Origin of the sequence: Microseira sp. BLCC-F43, assembly GCF_041929235.1 — a bacterium.
Taxonomy (GTDB): Bacteria; Cyanobacteriota; Cyanobacteriia; order Cyanobacteriales; family Aerosakkonemataceae; genus Microseira.
Genome location: NZ_JBHFNP010000175.1, coordinates 1 through 2893 on the forward strand (window position 1 = coordinate 1; position 2893 = coordinate 2893).

A 2893-nucleotide genomic window follows, 5' to 3' on the forward strand; every position below is an offset into this window, starting at 1 on the left:
GAAAGAAAGAAAGAAAGCCCCTTCGCTGCAAGGGCAGGGGGAGAAAGAAAGAAAGAAAGCCCCTTCGCTGCAAGGGCAGGGGGAGAAAGAAAGAAAGAAAGCCCCTTCGCTGCAAGGGAAGGGGGAGAAAGAAAGAAAGAAAGCCCCTTCGCTGCAAGGGAAGGGGGAGAAAGAAACACAGAAAGCCCCTTCCCGTGTCGGGGAGGGGTTGGGGGAGGGGTTTGTTCGGGTAGGAGGTAAGTTATGAACGATTTAAACCAAGAAGTTTCCGCCAAATTAGAATTAATCCGAAATGCATTAACAGAAACCGCAGCACAAGGCGTGCGTTTCAAAGGTACAGACTGGTTTGCATGGGCGACTGCTGGCGGTTCAAATACCGTATTGCTTACCGCAGAAACCGGAGTAGCGGAAGTATTGGTAACGTTAGAAAATGCGTGGATATTGACCGATGAAATTGAAGCCCAGCGGTTAAAAGATGAGGAAATTTCCGATAATTTTCAATTCCAAATCAACCCTTGGGCAGATGCAGAGGCGCGGGAATCTTTTGTAAAAGAAGCTACAAATGGGGGGAAAGTGTTATGCGATCGCCCCATTCCCCACATCGAAAAACGATTACCCCCATCGCTGCCAAACCACAAACGGGTACTAATGTCAAGCGAATTAGAGCGATATCGCGAAGTCGGGCGTAAAGCAAGCGCAGCGATGACAGAAGTGCTAAAAGCCGCTAAGCCTAGTTGGACAGAATATCAGCTAGCGGGCGCAGGTGCAGAAGCATTGTGGGCGAGGGGGTTACATCCAGCATTAACTTTAGTCGCTGGTGAAAGACGTTTACCACTTTACCGTCATGCTACACCCAGCAGCGAACAAATTGGACACCAAGCGATGATGGTATTTTGCGCTAGGGGATATGGTTTGTACGCGAATCTTACCCGATTTGTTTGTTTTGGCGCTATGGGGGATGAATACAAAAAATTGCACCAGGATATCCAACAAATCGAAGCTTTGGCGCTGAATTTATGCCAACCAGGAACATCGCTTAATTCGGTTTACGATGGGTTGAAACAAGCTTATGAAGAATACGGATATGCCAATGCCATCCGCGAACATCACCAAGGAGGAACAACCGGATATCTAGCGCGAGAAATTGTCGCAAATCCTACTACTACCGATACTTTGGCAGAAAATATGGCTGTTGCTTGGAATCCAAGTTTACCCGGTGCAAAGATTGAAGATACTTTTGTTATTCTTGCGGATGGAAAGTTGGAAAATCTAACTTTCGAGCCAAATTGGCCTAGTATTGAAATAGATGGTAGATTGCGTCCCTTGCCTTTGGAGATGGGATAATTTATAGCGGATTGCAGCCGAGGTACACCTTCGTTTGTCTAGCGGCACCCTTAAGGGTGCCGCTAGACAAACGAAGCCAAAAGGCTGTACCACAGACGAGTTTGCAATCTGCTGGAATCTAGGGGCGGGTTTTACCAACAATACATAAAAGAAGCCAAAAATATATATAAACCCGCCCCCACAGATCTAAAACTAAAAAAAGCAATGTTTTCCCTTTGAGTTATCTATTATGCCAGAGTTTCAGCAGGTATTTAGTACCGCACCGCAAACAGAAGCAAGTGCGCCAGGAAGGGTAAACTTACTTGGCGAACACACCGACTATAACGATGGGTTTGTTCTGCCAACGGCAATACCCCAACGCACGACTGTCCAACTAAGTTTCAGCAGCGATTCGCAGCACCATTTTTATTCCCAAGAACTCGACCAAAAGGTAAGTATTTCAGAAAGTCATCCCACTATAGAAGGATTTGCTAGCTATATTTTGGGCTGTATTCGAGTTTTGGAACAAAAAGGATATACAATACCGCCGCTAAATTTATACGTGACTTCTTCCGTACCGATGGGTTCGGGTTTGTCTAGCAGCGCAGCTTTAGAAGTCGCGACATTAAGGAGTTTACGTAAGCTCTTAAATCTCAACATCGATGATATCCAAATTGCCCAATTCGGACAACAAGCTGAAATTCAATATGCTGGCGTCCAATGCGGCATCATGGATCAAATGGCATCGAGTTTAGCCGATACTAATTCAATGTTATTTTTGGATACTCGTACCCTCGAACGTCGAGTATTACCTTTCCCCGCCGGTGCCGAAATTTTGGTCATCGATAGCGGCGTCCCTCGCCAGCTGGCAGGTAGCGGATATAACCAACGTCGCGGGGAATGCGAGGAGGCGGCGAGGTTGCTGAAAGTTAAAGCTTTGAGAGATATCGCCGATCCCCAGGCTGTGGAAATTTTACCCGAACCGCTGCGACGTCGCGCCCGTCACGTCGTGACAGAAAATAACAGAGTGCTGGAAGTACTCTCCGGTGTATCGGCGATCCGCTTTGGCGAATTAATGAATGCTTCCCACGCCAGTCTGCGCGATGATTACGAAGTTTCCGTCCCCCCCTTGGATACTCTCGTAGCAATGTTACAAGAAACACCGGGAGTATTCGGCGCGCGGTTGACGGGTGCGGGGTTCGGCGGTGCTTGCGTTGCCCTATTGGAGGAGGGTAAGGCAGATGCATTAGCTTATAACATCCTCAAACGCTATGAAAATGCCGGTTATAAAGGACACATATTAGTTCCGGAGATTCCCTGATGCCGTCTGAAGTTATCGTTGGCAATGCCGCTGTTGATGGTTCGAGTCGGTGGGGTTGGTTCATCGGTCATTTTATCGAACCAAGCGATAGCCCTCGTTGCAACCCGGATTTAGCTTAAATCGCGAGAAGCCCCACGTCTCAACCCGATATGGTGAGCGTGGGATGAATCTCTCAGGCTAGGAGGTACGGAGTTGCCCAATATGATTGTGTTGCACAAGAATAGCAGTTATCATACTTATACAAGCGTG

Annotated in this window: 2 protein-coding genes; both read left to right on the top strand. The window is 47.6% G+C overall.

Annotated elements, in window-relative coordinates; genetic code table 11:
- The first annotated feature begins 243 nt into the window (after nt 1–243).
- Entirely contained in the window at nt 244–1344 is a 1101-nt protein-coding gene (locus ACE1CM_RS24960; RefSeq protein WP_374881399.1) for a M24 family metallopeptidase, read from the top strand.
- 229 nt (nt 1345–1573) lie between these two features.
- Nucleotides 1574–2644 carry a galactokinase gene (gene galK, locus ACE1CM_RS24965; RefSeq protein WP_374881401.1) on the top strand — a complete coding sequence of 357 codons (1071 nt, stop codon included), beginning with the start codon at nt 1574–1576 and terminating at the stop codon, nt 2642–2644.
- Nucleotides 2645–2893 lie beyond the last annotated feature (249 nt).